This is a genomic window from Sphingobium sp. AS12, assembly GCF_019097845.1.
In the GTDB taxonomy this organism is placed as follows: Bacteria; Pseudomonadota; Alphaproteobacteria; order Sphingomonadales; family Sphingomonadaceae; genus Sphingobium.
The window spans coordinates 1-24,112 of record NZ_JAHRGM010000028.1 but is presented as its reverse complement, the minus strand read 5'-3'; the positions used below and the strand labels follow the sequence as shown (position 1 = coordinate 24,112).

The following is a 24,112-nucleotide window of genomic DNA, read 5'->3' as shown; positions in this document are numbered from 1 at the left end:
TCAGGCGTGGACCGGCGTTCGTGGTCCCGACGGGCGATCAAGCGCCCAGACGATCGCGAAGCCGACCGCCATCGCAGCAGTAAAAATGGCGGCTGCCGGAGGGTTGATGGCAAATGCGGCCAGCGCCGGGCCTGGGCAAAGGCCGCCGAGCCCCCAGCCGATGCCGAACAAGGCAGAGCCGCCGACCAGGCGCGGCGTGATTGGATCGGTGTCGGGCAGGTGAAAGTGGGCATCGGCAACAGGCGCCGCCATCCGCCGTTGGATCAGCCAGGCGATTGCCATCGGGATCATCGCGCCGCCCATGACGAAGGCAAGGGTGGGATCCCAGGCACCAAACAGGTCGAGGAAGCTGCGGACCCGCACGGGATCCAGCATGCCCGACACGGCGAGCCCCGCGCCGAACAACAGGCCGGAGGCAAGACCGATCACGCCGCGCATCACCAGCCACCCCCAACAGCATTGACGATTGCCACAGTCACAAAGCCCGTCGCCATGAAGGTGAACGTCGCAACGATGGATCGCTTCGACAGGCGCGACATGCCGCATACGCCGTGACCGGACGTGCAGCCCGACCCGAGCCGCGTGCCAATGCCGACGACGAGCCCTGCGACCGCGAGCGTTGCCATGCTCATGGGGAAGCGTGACAGGATCGGTCCCGCCGCCCATGCGACAAGTGCCGCGCCGAGAGGCAGGCCGATAATGAATGTCAGCGCGAGCGTGCGCGGTGCGCCGCCGCCCAGCCCGATCGCCCGCGCCGCCATGCCGCTGACGCCGGCGATGCGGCCCGCGCCCAGCAGCATGATGGCAGCCGCCACGCCGATCATCAGGCCACCGATCAGCCCCTGCCCCGGCATTGCATAATCAGGCATCACAGCACGTCCAGCGGAAGCTTGAGGTAGCGCGTGCCATTCTCCTCCGGCTCAGGCAGATGCCCGCCGCGCATGTTCACCTGGATCGAGGGGAGGATGAGCCGCGGCATCCCAAGCGTCGCGTCACGCCGCGTGCGCATCTCGACAAATTCGTCCTCGCCCACACCTTCATGGACATGGACATTGGAATCGCGTTCCTGGCCGATGGTGGTTTCCCACACAAAGTCGTCGCGGCCCGGCGCTTTGTAATCATGGCAAAGGAAAGTGCGCGTCTCACGGGGCAAATCCATCAGGCGGCGGATAGAGCGATAGAGCATTCGCGCATCGCCGCCGGGGAAATCCGCACGGGCGGTGCCATAGTCCGGCATGAACAGCGTATCGCCGGTGAACACTGCGTCGCCGATCACGTAGGCCAGGTCGGCGGGCGTATGCCCCGGCACGTGCAACGCGACCGCAGAAATCGAACCGATCGCGAACCTGTCGCCGTCATCGAACAGATGGTCGAACTGCGACCCGTCACGCTCAAACTGCGTGCCCTCATTGAAGATCTTGCCGAACACGCTCTGGACTGTCGTGATCGCGCGACCGATCGCGAGCTTGCCGCCGAGCTTTTCCTGAAGGAACGGCGCGGCAGACAGATGATCTGCATGAGCATGCGTTTCCAGCAGCCATTCGACTTTCAGTCCTTCGGCCTGGACATAGTCGATGATAGCCTGCGCAGAGCCGTGCTCGGTGCGGCCTGATGCAGAATCAAAATCGAGCACGCTGTCGATAATCGCTGCGGCGCGAGTCACCGGATCATGCACCACATAGCTTGCGGTGAATGTCGGCTCGTCAAAGAACGAGCGCACAACCGGCACAGGTACTTTGCCGGCGCGGGTGTCCGTTACAATCTGCGTTGCGAGCATGAGCGGCTCATCAGGTTGGTCCATCTCGACTCTCCAAACTTTCTCACTTACACGATTCAAATAATCGAGTATTATGGTTGCGTCAACCGACGAGATTGATGACAATGTCGATCAGCATGAATGAAAGGTTCGATTTGGCACCTGAACTCCCCTCCTGTTCCGCGTTGCGCCTTGGCGAGGAAGCGCCGGATTTCACCGCCCGCTCGACCCGTGGCCCGGTGTCACTTTCGGATTTCCGAGGACGATGGCTTGCGCTCTTTTCGCATCCGGCGGATTTCACGCCGGTCTGCACCAGCGAGTTTGTGTCGATCGCGCGCGCGCGTGACCGGTTTGCGACGCTGGGATGCGAACTGATGGCACTGTCGGTCGACAGCCTGTTTTCCCACCTCGCCTGGATCCGCGCGATCCGCGATCGGTTCGATGTCGTCGTGGACTTCCCGATCATCGAAGATCCGACGCTGGAGATCGCGCGCGCCTATGGCATGGTCGGCCCAAACGCGATGGATGCCAGCGCGGTGCGGACGACCTATTTCCTCGATCCGGACGGGATATTGCGGGCCTCGACCTGCTATCCGGCCAGCGTCGGGCGCTCCGTGGAGGAGATGCTGCGCCTCGTCGCCGCGCTTCAGCGTGTCCATGATGGATCGGCTCTGGCGCCGGAAGGTTGGATGCCAGGCAGTGATCTGCTCGCGGTCCCAAGCCATGATGTCGCCGATGTGCTGGCCGCGCCCGCTGGCACCGACTGGTTCTACACGCCCATCAAGGATCAGGCATGATGGCGGATATTGCGACGGTCGATCTTGATGCCGCGGCGGATTTGCTTCGGGCGCTTGCACATCCGGTACGCCTCTCCCTGCTGCGCACGCTTATAGATGGCGAGCGCTCGGTCGGCGAGATCGAGCAATTAGCCAATGTGGTGCAGCCCGGCCTCAGCCAGCAGCTCGGGGTGTTGCGGAAGGCCGACCTTGTGCAGACGCGCCGCGAGGCAAAGCTGGTTTTCTATCGCATCAACCAGGCCCGTATCGCTGAAGTCAGCGCCTTGTTTGATGCCTATGCAGGGACGGTAGCGATATCCCGTGCAGACGCGGTCGCGGCCCGACTGCAGGCCGGCGGTGGCGCGGCCATGTTCGCCCGGATCACGCCACGTAAATGATGCCGCGAGGCTCGAAAGCCTCGCAGCATCAAACTCTCAGTCCACCAAAACGGTGCGCAGATATGGGCGATGCTCGGTCCAGCCCTGGGGGAAGAGGGCGCGTGCCTCGTCATCCTTGATCGAGGGAGGAATGATCACTTCCTTACCCTTCTGCCAGTCTGCCGGAGTCGCGATTCGCTTTGCGTCACCGAGTTGAAGCGCATCGATCACCCGCAATATCTCATCGAAGTTGCGTCCCACGCTCATCGGGTAGGTCATTGTCAGCCGGATCTTCTTTTTTGGATCGATGATGAAGACCGATCGCACCGCTGCGGTCGCGCTCTGATCGGGGTGGATCATGTCATACATCTTGGCGATCGACAGATCCGCGTCAGCGACGATGGGAAAGGTCAGGTTGGTGTTCTGGGTGTCGTTGACATCCTCGATCCATTTGCGGTGCTCGTCGGCAGTGTCGGTCGACAGGCCGAGCGGTTTGACGTTGCGGGCCTCGAACTGATCGGCAAGCTGGGCTGTGCGGCCCATTTCGGTCGTGCAGACCGGCGTGAAATCGGCAGGATGGCTGAAGAAGAAGACCCAGGAGTCCCCGGACCATTCGTGCAGGCTGATGGGGCCGTTCTGGGTATCGACGGTGAAATCGGGTGCGATGTCGCCAATGTGCAGGCTCATGTCGGGTCCTTTCGGGGTTGCGATGAGAGAGACCTACCCCAGGATACCGAAAGCAACCAACATAATATGTGACTTTCTGTGATCGTGTATATGAATATTTGCAATTATATGAGTTCAGTGCTTGAGCTTTCTGCGTCTTCCGCCCCAACCCATGGTCTCGCAAGCCTTCGACGCAGAGCTTCAATCGCCGAGATAGGCAGTTTGCGCCGATTGGCGCCGAATTTCGCTGGAACACCTTGGGCAGTAATGAAAGCGGCGGTGTAGCGAGCAGATTCCTCAATCTGAGCGCCGTCGATATATAGTCGGTCAATACGGCGGCCTTTATCATTCTCCGCCTTGAAGACGAGCCGCACGCCGCGCATCCTTTTGATATAGCCGCCCATCTGCTCATACGGATCCGACGCAAAGGTTCGCTCGAGATTTTCCTCCAGCATCTCGCGGATTTCCCAGCCGGTAACGTCCACAACCGAAACAGGTGGGTCCACCGGCACCATGTTCCAAAGGTCGTTCATCGTGATCGGTCCAGGCGCGATCGGTGCGCCGTAACGCCAGCCATTGGAAAAGGCGATCGGCGTTCCCGCTGCCTCGGCAACGGCTTCGAGCAACAGGTCGTCCATCGGGCTGTTGAGCATCGCATACCGATGCAGGGCGACGTCCGTGTGCCCGACGACCTCGCTCATCGACTGCCTTTCGCTTGCGAGAGCCGCGGCGACAGCATCCGCCAGGCCCGGATCGCTCGCGACGCTATCATCGACAGGTATCAGGCGATGGCGCCAGCCCTGAATACGATTTTCCGAAACATCCAGATCGAGCCGCCCGACATAGGAACCATGACAGCCAGACTGGAAAATGATCGCCCCATTGACGACGACGGCGTTTTCCATGCGGTTATGGGTGTGACCGCTTACGATCACGTCGATTCCGGCCACGTCCTTGGCCAGTTGCACATCCTGCGGAAAACCGAGGTGGGACAGGACCACAATCAGATCGGCATCCTGCCGCAGCCGTTCAATATGTCCGGGCAGTTCGGCATTGCCCGTGACAAAGCGAAGCCCCTTGCTGAAAGATGGCGGCATCGTCTTGTCCACAATCGGGCAGGCGAGGCCGACAATGCCTACCCGCACCCCGTTGCGTTCGATGATGGTCGAGGGCGGCATAAACAATTCGCTACTGTCTTCGCAGAAGATATTTGCAGCGAGCATAGGGTGGGCCAGCTCGCTCGATATCTCAGCCACACGTTCCGGGCCGTAGGCAAACTCCCAGTGTAGCGTCATCGCGTCGAAGCCCAGCGCGTTGATCAGTGGCACCATCGCCCGTGCCCGATCCTGCACGGCGAAATGCGTGCCGTGGAACGTGTCGCCATTATCCAGCGCGATCACTCCACCGGGATTTTCCTGCCGTGCCTGATCGAACAGAGTCTTGATTCGCGCCAGTCCACCCATCTGCGCGAACTGGAAATCGCCATGCGCATCGCGCCGCAGTTCGGAATGGGGCTCCACATAGCCGTGCAGATCATTGAGTTGCAGAATGGTCAGGTTTGTCATGGCGGCTCAATGCCCTTCCGCGATCAGCGCTGCGGCATCCAGTCCCCATGCGGGCACTTTGCCATCTGCGGCAAAGAACATGTCGCGATATCGCATTTTCAGGAAATAGGGCACGCGCCCCATCTTCAGTATTTGGCGGTCACCGCCGAACCAGCTGTTGGAATGTATCCAGAACGCCTTCCCATCGCCCATATCGCCGATGCACAGCACCTCAGGCTTCAGCGGAACATCAGCCTTTTCCGCCTCCACGGCGCCGAAAATCTTGCCAAGTTGAAGCCCGATGATGTCTGATTGCTGATGTCCGATGGCGCCCAATTTGGGCACCGTAACAGCGGCGCAATCGCCACAGGCGAACACTTCGGGGTGGTCAGGGTTGCGCATCAGCAGGTCGGTTTTGATGAACCCTTCGGAATCGCTGACAGGCAGGCCTTTGACAAAGTCGTGCGGCACCCAGTCGGGGAAAATGATCTTCACCTCTGCCGGCAGGGTGCGGCCATCGGCAAACTCGATGGCGTCGGCCGTCAGTCGCGTGATGTCCTGCGTGTTGTTCCAGTAGTTGAAGCCCATCTTGGTCGCGAGTGTCAGGAGTTGTTTGACGACATCCTCGCCTGCGTCTTCCGCGATCATGGGGGCTGGCGTAAAGACAGTGACGTTTTCGGGGCCGCCAAGTTTCCGATCCTTGAGCCAGGTCGCCATCGACATCATGACCTCGACGGGAGGCCCTTCACAGGCGGCAAGCGCCCGCGGGATCGATCCGCCGGGATAGGGTTCCAGACCGTCCGCTCCGTCCCCTTGGTGGAACCTTGCCGATCCGATCGCGATCGGGCCGCCCGCGTAGCGGGTGTTGAGATAGCGGCGCAGCTTTTCCCCGTGATACAGGTCGCTGACAGTGTGGCCATGCTCGGCGAAACCCTCGATCCGGTCATAAGCAAGCCGGGCACCCAGTGCGAAGATGACATAATCATAATGTTCGACATGATCTTCGGCGCCACCCCGTTCTGCGGGCCTGAAGGTTACATTGCGCGCTGCAATGTCGACAGCAGTGACTTCCCCATGGATAAAATCGATGTCATCCTTTGCCAGAATGGGCACCAGATCCATCCGCTGGTGCAGCGCTGGGTTGCGATCTTCGAACACGTCAGCCGGGATGTTGGGAATGAACAGCAGATAGCTTTTGCGATCGATTACGGTGATGCGCGCCTTGCCTCCCAAATATTGTCGCACTTTTTGCGCGCAGGCCAGCCCCGCAAAATTTCCGCCAAGAATGAGGACATGGGGGCGACCATCATAGTGTGGCATAGCAATCTCCTTGGCTGGCGCGGGTGGCGATACGTTAGCACAACGAATATCGCGCGCGCGTTGCAGCCCTGCAGGATAGCCACGCACCTTAAGGCATCCTTACCACTCGCCGATGCGGCGAGATCCGCGCTGCGCAGCAGCAAATTATCGTCCTGACATAAGCCTGCCTTAAGGTAGTGCCGCTTTTGACCTCCCCGACGGGAGGCTCACAACCATGACCAATTCATCAGGGCGCGGCGAACGATGATCGCGCTAGTGCGCACCGCGCTGACGAAACCGCTGACTTTTATCGTGATGGCCGTGATGATCTTCGGCATTGGGGTATTGTCTATCCTGCGGATGCCGGTGGACATCTTCCCGCGCATCGGCGTGCCAGTGATTGCGACGGCATGGACCTATACCGGCCTTTCGCCGCAGGACATGGCCGGGCGCATCGTCACGCCTTACGAACGCGTGCTGACAAATGCGGTCAACGATATCGAGAGGATCGAAAGCCAGTCCCTGAACGGGGTCGCAGTGGTGAAGATCTATTTCCAACCGGGCGTCGACATCCGCACGGCTACGGCACAGGTCACCTCCATTTCGCAAACCATCCTGCGTCAGCTGCCGCCGGGCATCACCCCGCCCATGATCGTCAATTACGACGCCTCGACCGTGCCCATCCTGCAACTGGCCTTGTCGGGAAAGGGCTTGAGCGAACAGCAGCTATTCGATCTGGGATTGAACCAAGTCCGTCCACTATTGGTCACGGTGCCCGGGGTAGCCATGCCATTCCCTTCTGGCGGGAAGCAGCGCCAGATGCAGATCGATGTTGATCCGGCCGCGTTGCAGGCGCGTGGCCTTTCTGCGCAAGACGTAGCGAACGCGCTGACCGCGCAGACGCAAATCAGCCCGGTCGGCTTCGCCAAGATCGGCGACCTGCAGTATAATGTCCGCTTGAACAACGCCCCGGCATCGGTCGAGCAACTGAACAATCTGCCGGTGAAGGTGGTGGACGGCGCCACCATCCTGATGCGCGATATCGCACAGGTGCGAGACGGGTCCGCACCGCAGATCAACGTGGTCCATGTGGATGGGCAGCGATCCGCTTTGATGACCGTGCTTAAAAGCGGTAGCGCATCCACACTCGCCATTGTCGACGGGATCAAGCGGCGCCTGCCGCAGGCGCTGGCAGGCCTGCCCGATACGCTGAAAGTGACGGCAATAGGTGACCAGTCAGAACTGGTCAAAGCGGCGGTTTCGTCGGTGGTGACCGAAGGCGCTCTCGCTGCGCTGCTGACGTCGCTCATGATCCTGCTGTTCCTTGGATCGTGGCGATCGACCATCATCATCGTCACGGCCATTCCGCTGGCGATCCTGGGTTCCATTGCCGGTCTGGGCGCGGTGGGCCACACGCTTAACCTGATGACGCTGAGCGGGTTGGTGCTGGCCATCGGCATTCTGGTGGACGACGCCACCGTGACTATCGAAAACATGAACTGGCATCTGGAACATGGCAAGGGCGTGATCGCCGCCATCATGGATGGCGCGGCGCAAATCGTGAAACCTGCGCTGGTCGCGCTGCTGAGCATCTGCATCGTGTTCGTGCCGATGTTCTTTCTGCCTGGCATTGCGGGGTTCCTGTTCGTGCCGCTGGCGCTGGCGGTGATATTCGCCTTGCTCACGTCCTTCGTGCTCGCCCGCACGCTGGTGCCGACTATGGCGATGTTCCTGCTGCGCCCGCATGATGAAGGAGCAAAGACCCGCCCGACGCGCAATATATTTGTTCGTTTTCAGCGCGCATTCGACCAGCGGTTCGAACGGATGCGCGCCCGTTATGGCCAGTTGCTGCGCCGCGTGCTGGATGTTCGCCGCGGCTTTGCCATGGTCTTTCTAGGCGTCATGCTTCTGTCGCTGGCGCTGGTGCCGTTGCTCGGTCGGGACTTCTTCCCGGCGGTGGATTCCGGTCAGATCGCCCTGCATGTGCGGACGCCTGCGGGGACGCGGATCGAACAGAGTTCCGCCACTTTCGCGCAGGTGCAACAACATATCCGCAGCGTGATCCCCGATGCGGAAATCGAAACGATGGTCGATAATATTGGCATCTCTCTGGCGGCGCTGAACAATATTTATGCCAATTCCGGCACGGTCGGCTCCAATGAAGGCGATATCCTGATCACTTTGTCAAAGGATCACGGGGATACGAATGAATATGTGCGTGCATTGCGCCACCAGTTACCGCTCAAATTCCCAAGCGTCGATTTTGCTTTTCTGCCGGCAGACATGACGAGCCAGATTCTCAATTTCGGATCGCCAGCCCCTCTCGATATCCAGATACGCGGGCGCAACATCCCGGAAAATCAGCGATATGCTCAAAAACTGTTGAAAAGCGTGCGGCAGATTCCGGGGCTGGCCGACGCACGCATTCAACAATCGACCCGCTATCCCCAACTGAATGTCGATGTCGACCGCGCACGCATCGCGCAATATGGCCTAAGCCAGCGGGATGTGACGGCCAGCCTCGGCACTGCGCTTGCCGGTACGGCGCAAAGCTCGCCCGTATTCTACCTCAATCCGGAAAACGGCGTGTCCTATCCTGTCGTGGCGCAATTGCCGGAACGGGACGTAGGCTCCGTCGCCGATCTGGCCGCGCTGCCGGTCGCAGGCGGCGTCGATGCAGCATCGCAAACGCTTGGCGGTGTCGCGCGGATCACGCGCGGCAACACACTGTCCGTGGTCAGCAAATATGACATTCAGCCAGTCATCAACATCTATGCCACCACGCAAGGGCGTGATCTGGGTGCCGTTGCGACCGATGTGAACGCCGCCATCGTCGCGCTGGAAAAGAACCTGCCGAAAGCATCCACCGTTACCCTGCGCGGCCAATATGAAACGATGAACATAGCCTTCAACGGCCTTGCATTCGGCCTGATCGCGGCGATCGTGCTGATCTATCTGGTGATCGTGGTGAACTTCCAGAACTGGATCGATCTGCTTGTAATCATCGGCGCGTTGCCCGCCGCATTGGCAGGTATTGCGTGGATGCTGTTCCTGACCGGCACCACCTTGTCCGTACCGGCACTGATCGGCGCGATCATGGCAATGGGCGTATCCACCGCCAACGCCATCCTCGTCGTCAGTTTCGCGCGCGAAAGGCTGGCGGAAACGGGCAACGCTGCAACGGCCGCACTGGAAGCGGGCATGGTTCGCCTGCGCCCGGTGCTGATGACCGCGCTGGTAATGATCATCGGCATGTCGCCCATGGCGCTGGCCCTGGGCGAAGGCGCGGAACAGAACGCGCCGCTGGGCCGTGCGGTGATCGGCGGTTTGGCGTTCGCCACAATCGCCACGCTGGTGCTGGTGCCCGCGCTGTTCGCGCTGGCCCACCGCAAGGGCGCCCCCAAAACCCGCACTATCGAACTGGAACCGAGCCATGTCTGATCCCACCCCATCACGGACTTCATCGCGAAAGGGCCGCCTTTATGGTGCGGCGGCAGCTGTTGGCGTAGCGCTGCTGGTGGGTGGCGGCATCGTTGCCCGCAATGCGGACCATACCGAACAGGCAGAATTCGCCCGCGCCAATGCATTGCCGACCGTCAATGTCTTGCACCCACAACCGGCGGAAGCAGGCGCCATTCGTCTGCCCGGCATGTTGGAACCAGATAACGAAGCCGCCATCCATGCTCGCGCCAGCGGCTATGTGGCGCGGCGACTGGTCGATATTGGCGATCATGTGCGTGCGGGGCAGGTTCTGGCCGTACTGGACGCCCCGGAGGTGGCACAACAATTGGCACAGGCGCAAGCGGACCTGCGCACGGCAGAAGCCAACCGTGGACTGGCGCAAACTACGGCCGTACGTTGGGACGCGCTGCGCGCGAAGGACGCGGTATCGCAACAGGAAACCGATGAAAAGAGCGGGCGGCTAGCAGCGGCAACGGCCCTTGCCAGTTCGGCCCGTGCCAATGTCGAACGATTGCGCGCCACGCCCGGCTTCAGCCGTGTTGTGGCACCTTTTGCAGGCCGGGTGACCAGCCGCAACGCGGAAATCGGCGCCCTGGTGAATGCGGGCAACGGCGCGGCCAGCCCCCTGTTCACCATTGCAGATGACCGCCGACTGCGCCTGCGCGTCCGTGTGCCCCAGGCCTTGTCAGGACAGCTGACGCGGGGCGTGTTGGCCAGTCTGACCGTGCCGGAATATCCGGGCGAGAGTTTCGACGCCGTACTGGCACGCACAGCAGGTGCGGTGGACCGGGCATCGGGCACGGTGCTGGCCGAGTTCGAGGTGAACAATGCAGGCCAGCGGCTTAAGCCGGGCGGCTACGCTGAAGTGGCCATCCCGATGGCGGCAGGCACCGCCGTAACGCTACCCGCCAGCGCGCTGATTGTCACACCGAAGGGAACGATGGTGGGGCTGGTCGATCGCGAAGGGCGCGTCACGATGCGCCTGGTTATGATCGGACGGGACGATGGCGCCAGCGTGCAGATCGCTTCCGGCCTAACGCCGCAGGCCCGCGTGATCGCCACTCCTCCAGAAGCGCTGGCACAAGGCGATCGGGTTCGCATCGTCCGCAACCTGGGGAAAGGTACTACCAATGCGCAGAATTAACCTCGCCGCGCCCACCCTGCTGTTGATGGCGGGCTGTTCCATGGCGCCGCCACTCAATATTCCGGCCACGCCGGTGGCGGAAAGTTACAAATATGGCGCACGGTGGCAGGATGCCGCGCCGGCGGACCGGCAGCCGCGAGGGCAATGGTGGCGTGATTTCGACGACCCTGTACTGGACGACCTGATCGCGCGGGCGGACGAGGGCAGCCCAAGCCTTGCCGCAGCAGTAGCCCGGCTTGACCGCGCGCGGGCGGAGGCGCGCCTTGCGGGGTCGGATCTTGTCCCCACGCTGGATGCCCGCACGGCCATTTCGCGCGAACGGCTTTCCGCTGGACGGCCCATCGGTCCCGGCGTTCCGATAACGGCGGACCAGTATATTCTGGGCGGTGCGCTGAACTATGAAATCGACCTGTGGGGCCGGGTGCGCGACAGCATCCAGGCTAGCGAAGCGGACGTGGGAGTCGAAGCGGCCAGTCTCGCCTCCGTCCGTCTCAGCCTTCATGGCGCGCTGGCGGATGCCTATTTCCAGTTGCGTGGGCTTGACCGGGAAGGTGCCCTGCTGCGCCGCACAGTGGACGCTTACGAAGCGTCAGACGCACTGATCCGCATCCGCCACGAAGGCGGCATCGCATCGGGCGTGGATCGCAGCCGATCGCAAACGCAATTGGCGAATGCACAAGCGCTGTTCCGGCAGATCGCGGCACGCCGGGCGACGCTGGAAAACCGCATCGCAACACTGATTGGCATGATACCCGGGCAATTTGCCGTTGCCCCCGCCGATAGCATTGGGGCTTTGCCCACCATTGCGCCGGGCCTGCCATCCACCCTGCTCGAACGGCGACCTGACATTGCCGGAGCACAGCGGCGACTGATCGCTGCCAATGCCCGCATCGGCGTGGCGAAGGCGGCCCGGTTCCCCCGCATCGATCTGGCATTGACGGGTGGTTTTCAGGCCAGTGGTGCGCCCCTTGTCAGCGCCCCAACCGGATATTGGGCGCTGGGACCATTGTCGGCCGTGCTCAACCTGTTTGATGGCGGGCGGCAGCGGGCGCGGGTTGCCGTCAGCGAGGCGGAATACAAAATCCTCGCCGCCAATTACCGCGAAACAGTGCTGAATGCCTTCCAGGAGGTAGAGGATTCGCTGGCCAGTAACGCGGCGCTGGCGGCCGAGGAAGCCGACCGGCGGCGGGCCGCGCAGGCCGCTGCGCGCGGGGAAGAACTGGCCTTGGACCGTTATCGCGATGGCGCGGCGGACTATCTGGAAGTCGTTACCGCACAAACTGCCTCCCTGGCTGCGCAACAGGCCTTCATCACTGTGCAGACAGCGCGGCAACGGGCTGCGATCACCCTTGTTCGCGCTCTTGGCGGCGGGACGCAGGACAGGGTCGAACCGGCCGGTGGCTGATACGGATCCGGCTGAGGCTAGCCGGGCTGCAGCGCAACGAGATCGATCAGTGCGGACATCCCGCCATGGCCGCTGCCTTCGCGAATATCCGCATCGTAGCTTTGCAGGGAAACAATATCCCACCCGGCAAAGGCTTCGCGCAACATGCTTTGGGTATAGAGGTTGTCTTCTACCTTCGGCCCGCCTGTGCCATATTCCAGCTGCTCCGGGCGATAGCCTTCCAGCAGCAGAATGCCGCCGGGCCGCAAAGTTCTGGCAAAGCCGGCGAACATCTTGGCCCGCAATATGGGATCGGCAAATTGCACGAAGATCGCCACGACCGCATCAAATGCAGCCTCCGGCCAGTCGTAGGCGGCCAGATCGACCTGCTCCAGCGTCAAGGAAACGCCACGCTGTTGCGCCAGCCTGCGCGCCTTCGCGATTCCGGCGGCGGATATGTCGGTCGCGGTAACGTCTAGGCCCTGTTGGGCCAGATAGACCCCATTGCGCCCTTCCCCATCGGCCACCGCCAGCACCCGCCCGCCTTGCGGCAAACGGCCCGCTTCACGGCGCACAAATGCATTAGGCTCGGTTCCGAAGACATAGTCTTCCGAAGCGAAGCGACTGTCCCAGAATGCAGCTGAATCCATACGATCAGTCATGCGCTGCCTTCCATGCTCCCATCGAACCAAGATAGATGTCGAGCTTTTCAAAACCGCGGCTGGCCAGCCACCCTGCGGCGACCGTCGCGCGCATGCCGCTGGCGCACAGCAGGGTGTAATGCCGCTTCTTGTCCAGTTCGTGCCAACGGTCGTTAAGCTGGCCAACATAGATATGGTGCGATCCGTCGATGGCAGATTTGGCCCGTTCGTCTGCATCGCGCACATCCAGCAACGTCCACCCTTCAGCACCACCTAAACGGTTTTCCACTTCGTCCGTATCGATCATGGGCGTCTGCTGCATCGTTACGCCTTTCGCCGCGGCAGGCACCACGCCGACATAGCCACCGACCACATTATCCAGCGCGATCCGCACCAGATGTTCCAGCGCGGCGGCGAGTTGATCTTCATCTGAAGCGATCAGGGCGACACTTTCCCCTTCGCGGATGAACCAGCCAGCAAACGCGGAAATCATATCCACGGGCAGGCTCATCGCGCCGGGCAGATGGCCCGAGGCATAGGCCATGGGTTCGCGGATATCGACCAGATGATCCACTTTGCAGTCCCTTAACTGCGCGAGCGACAGGCGGCGCGGGCGCATCACCGGCGGCGGCGCACTGCCCCCTTCCACATTCAGCCGCTCCATCAGCCGGAAATAGGGCGGTTGATAATGGTTCTCATTGACTTTCAACCGAATGAATTCGTCGCGATCCGTGATCTGGAGCCGCGGATTATTGAGCCGCTCATGGCCGAGGGTAGAGAACTCGCGATCGGCCATGCCTGATCCGCAGACCGAGCCGGCACCGTGCGCCGGATAGATGATGGTTTGATCGCCGAGCGCCAGCAGCTTGCGGAGGGAATCGAACAGCAGCCCGGCCACCTCCTCGCGCCGGTCGGGATAAAAATCGGTGCGGCCGACATCGCCAACGAACATGGCGTCGCCAGTGAACACGCCCACCGCCTTATCCGGATAGGCGGTATCAAACAGCGCATAGGCCAGATGGTCATCAGTATGACCGGGTGTTTCCATGGCCCGGATTTCCAGTTGGCCGATGGCATAACAATCACCGTCGCGCGCCGTTGTCGCATAGACTATGGGCCGTTCCGGGTTCGGCCCATGCAGCACCTTTGCACCCGTCATGCCGGCGAGCACCGGCGCGCCAGATACAAGATCTTCGTTACGATGAGTCTCGAAGATATGCGTGATCTCAAGCCCAGCTGCACGCGCCTTTTCCAGGTAGATGGCGCAGTCGCGGCGTGGGTCGATCACGGCTGCCTGCCCGCCCGACCCCACCAGATAGGACAGGTGGGAAAGGCCCGGCGTCTTGATCTTTTCCAGCAGCATAGTTCTTTCCTTCTGGTATGGGTTTCGCGCCGCGACGACTGCTATTGTCAGCCTGAAACGAGCGGCCATCCCTGGCGTTGCAGGAGGACCAGCGTCGTCATCGCGGACAGATCGAGAGTGACCGCCGGATCGATGTCCTCCCGCGCAATGCCCTGTCCAGCGGTGGCCTGGCCACAGACATGGATTTCAACGCCAGCCCGCTTGAGTGCGGCAATCAGCGGCGTGTTTGGGTTGGCGGAGTTGAACCGCTTTTGATAGGCTTCGTCACGCAGAATCAGCGGTGTGGCTGGCCCGTGGATGATGACCTTGATATCGCCCGGTTTGGTGGAAACGCCGCTCGATGCGAGCAGATTGAGATAGCGCGCGACCCTTTCGAGACTACGGTTGACCCCGTTTGGCCCACGTGCCTCGCCGGTGATTTCGAACAGCGCACGCATATCATCCGTGGCGGCGGGACGGTTGGCGACCTGCGCCGTGGGCGCAATCGCGCCATAGTCCGCGACCGCCGGGTGCCTCGCAACTTGAGCGGATGCGGGCATGCAAACAACCAATGTGGCGGCGCCCCCCAGAATGAGTAATTTGTTATAAATGCTCATCATCTGTCTTTCCTTCCGACTCATTGGCTAGCCTGATCAGCATCTCGCTGCTTAGCATCTGCGGCAGCTCCCGAACCGGACTTTTCGACGGCGCGTAGAGATAGTAAGGGATCGAATTACGGCCGCGGCTGGCCAAGAAGCGCGTTATCGCTGGATCGCCCCGCGTCCAGTCGGCAACGAGCGTCGTTACGCCCGCGTTCGCGAATGCCGCTTGCGTGTCCGTCCGGTCGATCGCCACTCGCTTGTTGACTTGGCAGACGAGGCACCAGTCTGCTGTGAAATCGACAAAGACCGGTACGCCCTGCGCGCGCAATTCAGCAAAGCGCGCTTCACTGAACATTTGTGATCCGGTATCCGCCGGAGCCGTCGCGGCGGCCGGGCGCGGCAGGTCTACCGCGATCGCGACCAGCAGCGCTATCAGGACCGGGGCCAGTCCGACCATGGCGGAGCGCCCCCCGCTTTGCCGCAAACCCACCCACCATAATCCCACTGCGGCCAGCGCGGCGATCAGCAGGCCCAGCGCAAGCCCGTCGACGCCGCTTTGCCGCCCCAGGACCCAGGCAAGCCCGATCGCGGTCAGCAGCATCGGAATGGCAAGAATGCGGCGGAAGGTTGCCATCCACGCGCCGGGTTTCGGCAGCCAGCGTTGAAGCCGGGGCACGAAGGCGATCAACAGGAATGGGAGCGCCATACCAAGGCCCAGGCCTGCAAAGACCGCCAGCGCAGCTGGCACCGGCAGAACCAGTGCCGCGCCCAGCGCGACGCCCATGAAGGGGCCACTACAAGGAGTAGCGATCAGCGCAGCAAGCGCACCGGTGCCAAACGCGCCGAGGCCGCCTTTCTTCGTCATCCAATTGCCGGACAAAGAGGGGCCACTCACTTCGAACAGACCAGCCAAATTGAGCGCGATTGCCAGCGACAAGAGCATTAGCAGCAGGATCATCCGGGGATCCTGAAGCTGGAAAGACCAGCCAATGTCATGGCCCATCGCGCGGGCGCCGACCAATATTGCGCCCAGCGCCGTGGTCGTCGCTACGCTCCCGGCAAAATAGGCAAGCCCTTCCACTTTCGCGGTGTGCCGGTCAGCGCCCGATCGAGCGAGGCTCAGCGCCTTGAGCGACAGGATCGGGAACACGCAAGGCATCAGGTTGAGCAGCAGCCCGCCAAGGATCGCACCGGTAAGTGCAATTCTGAACGCGCGCGTGTCGGTTGGCGCGGCACGCTTAAAACCCTGCGCCGGAGTGGGCTTGTCGGTAGCGGCGGGGAGAACGGCCGCTGTGGAGGCTGGCGCCGACTGTGCTACAGGCGCCTCGGCCCTCGGAGTTTCAAGGGCACCCGAAGCCATCAACGCGAAACTGCGCTTACTATCCGCAAACACGCCACGAAAATCTGAAGGCCTGGGCGCAGCATTGTCCGATGCGGCGACAGTCACGCGCCATCCACCTTCCCGTCGCACGACGGTCTGCGGCGCCGATGCCGCGAACCAGCCATCCTGAGCGGGAAACAGGCGCACCGACGATGCTTCGAGCCTGGCCTCGCCATCAATGTCGAAGCGCCAGTCTCCACCCTGACGCCCGACCACCAGTTTAAGCCTGCCTCCAACAGGCAGCGCCGCCTCGGCGGCGCGGAAAACCAGCGCCGCAGCTGCATTGGTTGTTCCATCACCCGCCGTCAGCAGCAGATCGAGCGTGGCGCGTTCGGGGACACACAGCGTGTCCGAACAGGCAAGCCATGAGAGGTTGACGCGCAGCGGGATGGCAGTGCCCGGAGCAACATCGTCGTTCAGGTTCAAATCCGTAAGGAGCGTGAAAGCACCTTTGTGAACATAGCTTGCCAGCCCCGCGAGCTTGAGCAGGGTTGGTGCGGGATGGCGCAGGTCACCGATGGTCACGCCGTCCGGCACGGTCCAGTTCGCCTCTACCGAGAGCCCGCTGTCGCCTGGATTGTCCCAATAGCCATGCCAGCCAGTGCGTGGCACCATGCGGATAGCGATGCGCGTTGTCGTGCCGGGCTTTGGGGAACTGGTTTCGGCCAGTACCGACGCATTGATATTTGCCGTGGCCTGAGCGGCGACCGGTCCGGCGATGAAACCAAGCAAAGCGGCTGCGAACAGTGCGAAAAACCTTATCGTAAGACGCGGTAGTCGATCCATCATCGTCCTGGCCGGCATTTTCATTGTGATGCAGTTCCATTCGGATCGCGTCGCGCAAGCGCCACCGCCTCACGCAACCCGCGCAGATCAATGCCGCCGGGGATGAGATAGGGGCCGATCAGCATACCGGGCGTGCCTTGAAGGCCCAGCATTGCTGCGTATCGGCTATTGCGATCCAGCACAGCACCGATCTCAGCCTTGTGCGCGGTGAGGTCAGCCTGCAGTTTCGCCCAATCCACCCCTGCCTTGCCTGCTGCGACGCGAATACTGTCCGATGTCAGCTTGCCTGTCGTGGTCATCAGCGCATCGTTGAACTCGGCATGCTTGCCTTGCCATTTGGAGGCGATGGCTGCCCGCGCGGCTTCGATGGACGCAGCGCCGAAGACCGGCCAGTCACGAAAGACCAGTTTCACCTTGGGGTCTTCGTTCACCAGTGCTTCGAGCGACGGGTGGAGCTTGCGACAAAAGGGACATTGATAGTCGGAGAAAACCACGACAGTGACATCGTGCCCCTGCGGCGCGATGGCCGGGGCAACAGGATCATTCTGGATTTGCGAGCGGATGCGCAGCGCGTCTGCGCTGGAGGTGTCGCTCGACGCCTGACGAGCTTGCGCCGGGTCGGCATCACCGCTCCAAAGCGCCACGCCGCCGGCTAGAATCGCGGCCAAGCCGATGCCAGCGGCGATTGTCAGTGTCTTCATCTCATTGGGTCCTTTGCAGATCACGCATCCCTGCGGTCAGCGCCGCCCGGGATATCTCGCCGGCGTGGAGACCGGCAATTTCGCCCGCCTCGTTTACGAACAGGGTGGTTGGAAGCGCCACCGAAGCGACAGCCTTGCCCAAGACGCCGCCCGGATCAGTCACGATTGCCCCGTTGGCCAGGCCCTGCTTGGCAAGAAACGCACGGATAGCCGCAGCGTCCTCGCCTTGATTGACGAGCAGAACCGGAACTTTGGAGCTTTGCGCCACGTCGATCAACATCGGCATTTCGCGACGGCACGGCGGACACCATGTGGCCCACAGATTGATAACCATAGGTCGCCCCGGAATACCCAGCTCGACCGGTTTGCCATCGAGGTCCGTCAGTGTCAGGCGCGGCATCGATCGGATATCCGGTGCAATCAAAGCGGCCGCACCGAGATGGAATACAAAAAGACCCGCGACCGTGGCGATCAGGGCAAGGCCTGCAGGTCTGCGCCCCAGCATGACCCCGATGACGATCGACGCCGCCGCGGCGCCTGACCAGACCGAGAACCCGCCCTGCCAGATTGCAAGCATGGTCCAAGGTTCGGCGATAAAGGCATCGAGATTGGCAAGAATAAAGCCGATGCGCGCTACAACCAGTCCGGCTAGCAAGGACAACCATCCGGCATGCATTGCCGCACTATCCAGCCGCGCGGCAATCACACCCGCAATCGCCAGAAACGCCCAGATCGCTGCAACAGCGATCAAACGGTCTGTAGCCATGGCAAGTGGGCCGATCTGTATGACGCCATCCATTGAGGTTATCCTTGCCGCCCTTTCTTAAGGCAGGCTTAGCATCCGGCTTAAGGTAGCGGTAAGGCGGACAGGGAAAGGAGCAGAAATGCGGATTCTGCTTGTTGAAGATGATGATATTCTGCGCGACGGTATCGTGGTGGGGCTCGGCCTTGAGGGGTTCGAGGTCGATGCCGTCGCCTGTCTTGCCGACGCGCGCGCCGCGATAGGAGATCATGCTGGCGTCGTGCTCGATATCGGCCTGCCAGATGGATCCGGTCTAGACCTGCTAGCGGAATGGCGCCGGGCCGGCGTCGAGACTCCGATGCTGCTGCTGACGGCGCGTGACATGGTCACGGACCGGGTCGACGGACTTGATCGCGGTGCAGACGATTATCTGGGCAAACCCTTCGATCTTACGGAACTGTCAGCTCGCCTGCGCGCGATCATGCGTCGAGCCAGTGGCCGGGCAAGCGGCGATCTGGAACTGGGTGCGCTGACAATCAGCGAAGCGCGTAGATCAGTGGCCTTGGATGGCGAGGAAATCGCCGTGTCTCGCCGCGAGTTTGCGATCCTGCATGCTCTGGCGGAGCGCCCGGGGCACGTCCTGTCGCGCAGCCAATTGGAAGATCGCATCTATGGCTGGCAGGAAGAAATCGAAAGCAACGCAGTGGAAGTACACATCCACAAGCTCCGTGCGAAACTCGGCCGGAGCCGCATCGAAACGGTGCGCGGAGAGGGTTACCGGATTATACGATCATGACCGCGTTGCGGATCCGTCTGTTCGTTCTCGTCGCCGGCGTGACCATGCTCGTCTGGGCAGGTGCAGCAGGCTGGACGAGTTTTTCCACCAGGGCTGAAGTGCAGCGGGTACTTGATGGGCGGTTAGTGGAGGCGGCGCGCATGGTCGCTGCGCTCGACGTTTCCGCCAGCGGGTCGGCGCGGCGACCGGCATCCGCACCTTATTCCCGACAGCTGTCGTGCCAAATCTGGTCATTGAGCGGAGCTTTGGTCGGCCAGTCAGCCGGAGCGCCCGATGCGCCGTTGGCTGGGGGCGCACCCGGCTTTTCCAGTCGCCGGATCGGGGATGAACAGTGGCGCGTCTATACGCATGTCGATACAGCACGTGGCATCAGGGTTATGGTCGGCGACAGCCTGGCGGTCCGCCAGCATTTGGTCAACGATCTGATGTTGGGCTTGCTGTTGCCCGCAGCGGTCGGGCTCGTTGCGCTCGCAGTGTTGCTTTGGTTTGGTGTCCGGAGCGGCCTTTCACCGCTGGGGCGTATCGCCCGCGCAATCGAGCTGCGTTCGCCGCAGACCCTTGAGCCGCTCGCCGTCGAGCCCGTGCCCGAAGAGTTGAGACCTCTAGTGCAGGCTATGGACGATCTGCTCGGCAGACTTGAAGGGGCCAGACGGGCCGAGCGCGACTTTGTTGCCAACGCCGCGCACGAACTCCAGACGCCGCTGGCTGGACTCAAAACCCAGGCGGAAGTGGCCCGCCGCGCCACGGACCCGGCCATGCGCGATCATGCCCTGGAGCGCATCGCAATAGCGGTGGATCGCACCAGCCGACTGGTACGCCAGTTGCTGGAACTGGCCCGGCAGGAAGGGCGAGAGGCGGAACCAGCCAACTGCTTCGCACGTGTGCGTGACGTGGTGAATGGCGTGGTCGGCGATTATGCACATCTGGCCGCGACGGGCAGTCGGTCGATCGTCACCGCCTGCGGACTCCGCGATGTCGACCTGGCAATTGATGCCGAAGCCCTTCGCCTTGCGCTGGGCAACCTGGTGGAAAACGCTCTGCACCATGGAGGCAAAGGCGCAGTCCGTATCGAGTGTGCCGCAATCGATGGATTGGAACTGCGTGTCATCGATGGTGGCGCGGGCATCGCGGCGGAAGAGGTTGAGCGTGTGCGTCGCAGATTCGAACGCGGCCCTCGCGCCATGTCGGGCGGCACCGGGCTGGGCCTGTCGATCGTCGAGGCCGCAATCGCTCCAGCGCAGGGCGTTCTGGAATTTCGTCCGGATGATGCCGGCTTTGCCGCCGTGCTGCGCTTTCCATCAAATCGCGTCAGGATATCGAGCAATGGTGCCAGCTGACGTTCCCCCCGATCAAGGAGATGCATCTCCGCGAAAGGCATTCAGCCGCCGCGACTTTGCCATGCTGAGCGGATTTGCCGCAGTGGGATGGCTCGGAAGCTGGGTACTTCGCGAAACTGCGCCTTTGGCACAGGACATGTCTTCAAATGGCAGAGATCAAACCGCCGCAGACCAGCGGACGAGTCGGTCGGCTGGGAACCCGGATGGGTCGGTGACCGTCGTTGCGTTCAATGATTTCCTTTGTCCGATCTGCAAGGTGACCGCGCACATACTTGCAGCCGCAGTGAAGCATGACGGTGACGTGCGGATCGAGTATCGCGATCTGGCTTTCTTCGGGCCAATGGCGGAGCGTGCCGCCCTGGTCGGCCTCGCGATGGACCGACAGAGTCTTTATCCCGCCTATCACGACCGTACGATGGCAATGCACATACCGCTGAACGAGGCAGTGCTGCGCGATATCGGACACGATATAGGCGCGGATTGGGAACAGGCCACGAAGGATTTGAAAGACCAGCGCCAGGCATTTCTGAACCGTTTGCATCAGGACGCCAATCTTGCCTTCGGTCTCGGTATCCGCGGCACACCTGCGTTCCTCGTCGAAAGCCTCCTCGCCATTGGCCGTAAGACTGAAGATGAATTTTTGGCGATTTTTGCCGAGGCTCGGGATAAGGCTCACATCGCTGAATAACTGACCGGCTAACGCCGGTACGGTCATTGCACTATTCGTTGGCGGTCTCGCGAAGCGAGATATCGCGCTGGACGCGCTTCATTTCGCCTAGAGGAATCGGCCGCGAGCCTCCCCGACAATCGATAACCAGCGTTGTTGGTAGCGTCTGGGCTCCAGACGACGTGGTTAGGGCAGCCTGTCGGTCGAATGCGGCGGCAATGCACCGCGAAGCGCTCACTCGATAACAGTTGGCGACCCACGCGCGCCTTCTTGAATCGATAAACTAGCTCAAAACTTGTCCGGTGAGTGCTTTTGTCGATGACTGTGATATTATTATTCCGTTGGGCGCACTCGCTGGCGGGAGTTAGCAGAATGGCCAACCTGGCATCGACCAGGCCGAACAGGTGGAGAGCTCTCTCATGAAATTCCGTACCCTCGCTCTTGTCGCGCTTGTCGCGACCACTTCGCCCGTAGCGCTGATAAGCCCTGCTCAGGCAGAAACTGCTGTCACGCCTGGTACCAAGGAATGGTGGCCCAAGAGCCTCGACCTCTCGGCGTTGCGCCAGAACGAAGCACAGTCGAACCCCTACGGCGCAGATTACAACTACGCGCGTGAATTTGCCTCGCTCGATCTCGATGCGGTCAAGGCCGATATCCGCAAGGTGCTGCACACTTCGCAGCCGTGGTGGCCTGCCGACTATGGCAATTACGGCCCCTTCTTCATCCGCATGGCCTGGCATAGCGCTGGCACCTATCGTACCGGTGACGGCCGGGGTGGTTCGGACGGCGGCGAACAGCGCTTCGAGCCGCTCAATTCATGGCCCGACAATGTCAGCTTGGACAAGGCCCGCCGCCTCGTTTGGCCTATCAAGCAGAAATACGGCCGGAAGCTTTCATGGGGCGATCTGATGGTCCTGACCGGAAACGTAGCCATGGAAGACATGGGATTCAAGACGCTCGGTTTTGCCGGCGGCCGGGTAGATGCCTGGCAGCCCGATCTGGTCTTCTGGGGTCCGGAAACCAAGATGCTGATGGATCAGCGTCGCGATGCCAAGGGCAACCTCAAAGGGCCGCTCGCTGCCACTCAGATGGGCCTGATCTACGTCAATCCCGAAGGTCCCAATGGCAATCCCGATCCGCTTGCTGCCGCCGCCGATATCCGCCGCGCCTTTGGCGCTATGGCGATGACCGACGATGAAACCGCAGCCCTGATCGCTGGCGGACACACGTTTGGCAAAGCACACGGCGCCCACAAGCCGGAAGAGTGCGTTGCTACAGATCCCGGAACGACACCGATCGAACAGCAGGGCCTTGGTTGGGCCAACAAATGTGGCAAGGGCAACGCTGAAGACACGGTTTCCAGCGGGCTTGAAGGCGCATGGTCGGCGAACCCGGTTGCCTTCACCACTCAGTATCTCGACAATCTGTACGGTTTCGAATGGATAAAAACCAAGAGCCCGGCAGGCGCGACACAGTGGATCCCGAAAGACCCGGCGGCGGCGAACCTCGTGCCCGATGCCCATCGCTCTGACGTAAGGCACGCGCCGATCATGTTCACCACCGACATTTCGATGCGCGAAGACCCCGGCTTCCGCAAAATCACCCAGGCCTGGCAGAAGAACCCGCAAGCCTTTGCCGATGCCTTCGCCCGCGCTTGGTTCAAGCTGACCCACCGCGACATGGGTCCGCAGGCACGCTATCTCGGCAAGGACGTGCCCGGCGTCACGTTCACCTGGCAGGATCCCCTGCCCAAGGCAGACTATGCAATGATCGGTGATGCGGATGTCACCGCCCTCAAGGCGGAGATCGCGGGTTCGGGGCTGACCACTGCGGAAGTAATACGCACGGCTTGGGCTTCGGCCTCAACCTTCCGCGCAACCGACATGCGCGGAGGCGCCAATGGCGCTCGCCTGCGGCTTGAACCCCAAAAGAACTGGGCGGTGAACAATCCCGCAGAACTGGCAAAGGTTCTTGGACGGCTCGAAATCATTCGCGCCAAGTTCAACAAGGGAGCGACCGGCGGTAAGAAAGTGAGCCTTGCCGACCTCGTCGTGCTGAGCGGCAATGTGGCTATCGAGCAGGCCGCGACGGCAGCCGGCCAAGCCGTGACAGTATCGTTCACACCGGGCCGGGTCGATGCGACGCAGGCGCAAACAGACGCTGCCTCGTTCAGTTACCTCCAGCCCAAGGCCGATGGCTTCCGCAACTACTACGCGGCCGATGCCGATCTGGGGCCGGTTGAATCGCTTGTCGACAAGGCGAGCACGCTGAGCCTTACCGTCCCCGAAATGACCGTGCTGGTCGGCGGCATGCGCGCGCTGGGGGCAAATGCTGACGCGTCCAATGCGGGCATGTTCACGAACCGTCCGGGGACTCTGACCAACGACTTCTTCGTCAACCTGCTGTCGATGGATACGGTTTGGTCCAAGTCGGCAGGCGTGCCAGGTGAAGCGCCCCGGGTTTTCAGGAGGCAGTTTTCATTGGGCTATGCAGCCATATCGAGGTTCTCGAGGGCTGCATAGTAATTGTCTTCGGCCTCAGCGGGCGGGATGTGCCCGATAGGGCCGAAGAGCCGGTGATTGTTGTACCAATCGACCCAGCGCAGCGTTGCCATTTCCACGGCCGAAACGCTTGGCCATGATCGCTGCCGCCAGATGACCTCGGCCTTGTAAAGGCCGTTGATCGTCTCGGCTAAGGCGTTGTCGTAGG

The 24,112-nt window shown here is 61.7% G+C and carries 22 protein-coding genes; 9 read left to right on the top strand and 13 right to left on the bottom strand.

What is annotated here, in order from left to right; genetic code table 11:
- From KRZ98_RS12405 to KRZ98_RS12395, 3 genes are read right to left on the bottom strand one after another with little or no spacing between them, the layout of a single operon-like run.
- Entirely contained in the window at nucleotides 1-441 is a 441-nt protein-coding gene (locus KRZ98_RS12405) for a YeeE/YedE family protein (protein WP_086486347.1), read from the bottom strand.
- Nucleotides 438-869, bottom strand: a complete 432-nt coding sequence (locus KRZ98_RS12400) for a YeeE/YedE family protein (protein WP_086486454.1) — start codon at nucleotides 867-869, stop codon at nucleotides 438-440. Before KRZ98_RS12400 ends, KRZ98_RS12405 begins: the two co-directional genes overlap by 4 nt.
- The gene (locus tag KRZ98_RS12395; RefSeq protein WP_217673843.1) at nucleotides 869-1,777 is read right to left on the bottom strand and encodes an MBL fold metallo-hydrolase; all 909 of its coding nucleotides are present in this window, start codon (nucleotides 1,775-1,777) and stop codon (nucleotides 869-871) included. The genes KRZ98_RS12400 and KRZ98_RS12395 overlap by 1 nt, the downstream gene beginning before the upstream one ends.
- 116 nt (nucleotides 1,778-1,893) lie before the next feature.
- Between KRZ98_RS12395 and KRZ98_RS12390 the strand changes: the two genes are divergently transcribed.
- A complete protein-coding gene (locus tag KRZ98_RS12390; RefSeq protein WP_217673830.1) occupies nucleotides 1,894-2,553 on the top strand; it encodes a peroxiredoxin in 660 nt (219 codons plus the stop codon).
- On the top strand, nucleotides 2,550-2,930 hold the full coding sequence (locus tag KRZ98_RS12385; protein ID WP_254798310.1) for a metalloregulator ArsR/SmtB family transcription factor: 381 nt from the start codon (nucleotides 2,550-2,552) through the stop codon (nucleotides 2,928-2,930). The genes KRZ98_RS12390 and KRZ98_RS12385 overlap by 4 nt, the downstream gene beginning before the upstream one ends.
- 36 nt (nucleotides 2,931-2,966) lie before the next feature.
- On the opposite strand, the gene KRZ98_RS12380 is transcribed toward KRZ98_RS12385, so the two are convergent.
- The 3 genes from KRZ98_RS12380 to KRZ98_RS12370 form a co-directional block, all read right to left on the bottom strand.
- A complete protein-coding gene (locus KRZ98_RS12380) occupies nucleotides 2,967-3,596 on the bottom strand; it encodes a peroxiredoxin (RefSeq protein ID WP_086486345.1) in 630 nt (209 codons plus the stop codon).
- Nucleotides 3,597-3,700: 104 nt separating this feature from the next.
- Nucleotides 3,701-5,038: a bifunctional UDP-sugar hydrolase/5'-nucleotidase gene (locus tag KRZ98_RS12375; RefSeq protein ID WP_217673829.1), complete on the bottom strand. Its 1,338-nt coding sequence runs from the start codon at nucleotides 5,036-5,038 to the stop codon at nucleotides 3,701-3,703.
- Between the two features lie 108 nt (nucleotides 5,039-5,146).
- Nucleotides 5,147-6,439, bottom strand: a complete 1,293-nt coding sequence (locus tag KRZ98_RS12370) for an NAD(P)/FAD-dependent oxidoreductase (protein WP_086486343.1) — start codon at nucleotides 6,437-6,439, stop codon at nucleotides 5,147-5,149.
- Nucleotides 6,440-6,682: 243 nt separating this feature from the next.
- On the opposite strand from KRZ98_RS12370, the gene KRZ98_RS12365 reads away from it, so the two are divergent.
- Genes KRZ98_RS12365 through KRZ98_RS12355 form a run of 3 tightly spaced genes read left to right on the top strand, consistent with a single transcriptional unit; the run spans nucleotide 6,683 to nucleotide 12,429 of the window.
- The gene (locus KRZ98_RS12365; RefSeq protein WP_217673828.1) at nucleotides 6,683-9,859 is read left to right on the top strand and encodes an efflux RND transporter permease subunit; all 3,177 of its coding nucleotides are present in this window, start codon (nucleotides 6,683-6,685) and stop codon (nucleotides 9,857-9,859) included.
- The gene (locus KRZ98_RS12360; protein WP_217673827.1) at nucleotides 9,852-11,024 is read left to right on the top strand and encodes an efflux RND transporter periplasmic adaptor subunit; all 1,173 of its coding nucleotides are present in this window, start codon (nucleotides 9,852-9,854) and stop codon (nucleotides 11,022-11,024) included. The genes KRZ98_RS12365 and KRZ98_RS12360 overlap by 8 nt, the downstream gene beginning before the upstream one ends.
- Nucleotides 11,011-12,429 carry an efflux transporter outer membrane subunit gene (locus tag KRZ98_RS12355; protein ID WP_217673826.1) on the top strand — a complete coding sequence of 473 codons (1,419 nt, stop codon included), beginning with the start codon at nucleotides 11,011-11,013 and terminating at the stop codon, nucleotides 12,427-12,429. Before KRZ98_RS12360 ends, KRZ98_RS12355 begins: the two co-directional genes overlap by 14 nt.
- A gap of 17 nt (nucleotides 12,430-12,446) precedes the next feature.
- On the opposite strand, the gene KRZ98_RS12350 is transcribed toward KRZ98_RS12355, so the two are convergent.
- From KRZ98_RS12350 to KRZ98_RS12325, 6 genes are read right to left on the bottom strand one after another with little or no spacing between them, the layout of a single operon-like run.
- Entirely contained in the window at nucleotides 12,447-13,070 is a 624-nt protein-coding gene (locus KRZ98_RS12350) for a bifunctional 2-polyprenyl-6-hydroxyphenol methylase/3-demethylubiquinol 3-O-methyltransferase UbiG (protein ID WP_254798309.1), read from the bottom strand.
- Entirely contained in the window at nucleotides 13,063-14,412 is a 1,350-nt protein-coding gene (locus tag KRZ98_RS12345) for a rhodanese-like domain-containing protein (protein ID WP_217673825.1), read from the bottom strand. The genes KRZ98_RS12350 and KRZ98_RS12345 overlap by 8 nt, the downstream gene beginning before the upstream one ends.
- 47 nt (nucleotides 14,413-14,459) lie before the next feature.
- Nucleotides 14,460-14,951 (bottom strand): DsrE family protein, encoded by a 492-nt coding sequence (locus KRZ98_RS12340; RefSeq protein ID WP_254798308.1) that lies wholly within the window; start codon nucleotides 14,949-14,951, stop codon nucleotides 14,460-14,462.
- Between the two features lie 43 nt (nucleotides 14,952-14,994).
- On the bottom strand, nucleotides 14,995-17,184 hold the full coding sequence (locus KRZ98_RS12335; RefSeq protein ID WP_217673824.1) for a protein-disulfide reductase DsbD: 2,190 nt from the start codon (nucleotides 17,182-17,184) through the stop codon (nucleotides 14,995-14,997).
- Nucleotides 17,181-17,861, bottom strand: coding sequence for a DsbA family protein (locus KRZ98_RS12330; protein WP_217673823.1), 681 nt, complete (start codon nucleotides 17,859-17,861; stop codon nucleotides 17,181-17,183). Before KRZ98_RS12330 ends, KRZ98_RS12335 begins: the two co-directional genes overlap by 4 nt.
- A gap of 1 nt (nucleotide 17,862) precedes the next feature.
- Nucleotides 17,863-18,660: a TlpA disulfide reductase family protein gene (locus tag KRZ98_RS12325; protein WP_217673822.1), complete on the bottom strand. Its 798-nt coding sequence runs from the start codon at nucleotides 18,658-18,660 to the stop codon at nucleotides 17,863-17,865.
- Between the two features lie 85 nt (nucleotides 18,661-18,745).
- Here KRZ98_RS12325 and KRZ98_RS12320 point away from each other — a divergent pair, with 85 nt between their 5' ends.
- The 4 genes from KRZ98_RS12320 (at nucleotide 18,746) to katG (ending at nucleotide 23,925) form a co-directional block, all read left to right on the top strand.
- The gene (locus KRZ98_RS12320) at nucleotides 18,746-19,399 is read left to right on the top strand and encodes a winged helix-turn-helix domain-containing protein (protein WP_217673821.1); all 654 of its coding nucleotides are present in this window, start codon (nucleotides 18,746-18,748) and stop codon (nucleotides 19,397-19,399) included.
- The gene (locus KRZ98_RS12315; protein WP_217673820.1) at nucleotides 19,396-20,736 is read left to right on the top strand and encodes an ATP-binding protein; all 1,341 of its coding nucleotides are present in this window, start codon (nucleotides 19,396-19,398) and stop codon (nucleotides 20,734-20,736) included. The genes KRZ98_RS12320 and KRZ98_RS12315 overlap by 4 nt, the downstream gene beginning before the upstream one ends.
- Entirely contained in the window at nucleotides 20,723-21,424 is a 702-nt protein-coding gene (locus KRZ98_RS12310; RefSeq protein ID WP_217673819.1) for a DsbA family protein, read from the top strand. Before KRZ98_RS12315 ends, KRZ98_RS12310 begins: the two co-directional genes overlap by 14 nt.
- A 398-nt stretch (nucleotides 21,425-21,822) precedes the next feature.
- Entirely contained in the window at nucleotides 21,823-23,925 is a 2,103-nt protein-coding gene (gene katG, locus KRZ98_RS12305) for a catalase/peroxidase HPI (RefSeq protein WP_217673818.1), read from the top strand.
- Here katG and KRZ98_RS12300 read toward each other — a convergent pair.
- Nucleotides 23,889-24,112 (bottom strand): integrase core domain-containing protein (locus KRZ98_RS12300; RefSeq protein ID WP_150412212.1); only part of this gene is annotated, 224 nt, incomplete at its 5' end. The two genes, katG and KRZ98_RS12300, sit on opposite strands and share 37 nt — an antisense overlap.